At 60.0% G+C, this 563-nt stretch carries 1 protein-coding gene; it reads left to right on the top strand.

The annotated features are described in order from the left end of the window. Positions 1 to 314: 314 nt before the first annotated feature. Positions 315 to 563, top strand: a 249-nt coding sequence (locus HV796_RS43160) for a chromate transporter (protein ID WP_175233662.1), incomplete at its 3' end; no start/stop codon positions are given.

Here is a 563-nt window from a genome sequence, read left to right as displayed (position 1 = left end):
GTCGCTCGCAACAAGCTCAAAAGCGCTCAGCACCGACCTTCGATCATCGCCGCGTGCTGGATTCAGGCAACCTTGTGGTGACGTCATGATTTATGGAAAGGTCAATAGAAGAGTGACAGTTTGCGGGTCACAAGGCGATTATGCTTGTGAGCTGGAGTCACAAGTAAGCCGCGTAAAAATCGTTTTTCACTGCGCACGAACAGCGCTACTCTCCGTAGCCTGTACTGGATGGCGACAGCAAAATGAATCAACACTCCTCTTCTTCTGCGCCGGAGTCGCTGGAGACGCCGGAAACGCCTGTTGCGCCGGCCTCGATGTCGACGGCCGACGCGGTGCCGACCGTCGGTGAGATCTTCAGCGGATTCCTCAGGTTGGGTCTCACGTCGTTCGGCGGTGCACTGCCGCTCGCGCGGCGTACCTTCGTCGAACAGCACCGCTGGCTCAACGCCGCTGAGTTCACCGATCTGCTCGGGCTGTGCCAGTTCCTGCCGGGCGGCAACGTGATCAACCTGTCGGTGGCGATCGGCATGCGCTTTCGTGGATGGCGCGGCGCGCTGGCGGGC

Origin of the sequence: Paraburkholderia humisilvae, from assembly GCF_902859855.1 — a bacterium.
GTDB lineage: Bacteria > Pseudomonadota > Gammaproteobacteria > Burkholderiales > Burkholderiaceae > Paraburkholderia > Paraburkholderia humisilvae.
The sequence above is the reverse complement of the archived record's forward strand: the minus strand, read 5'-3'. Positions and strand labels throughout refer to the sequence as shown.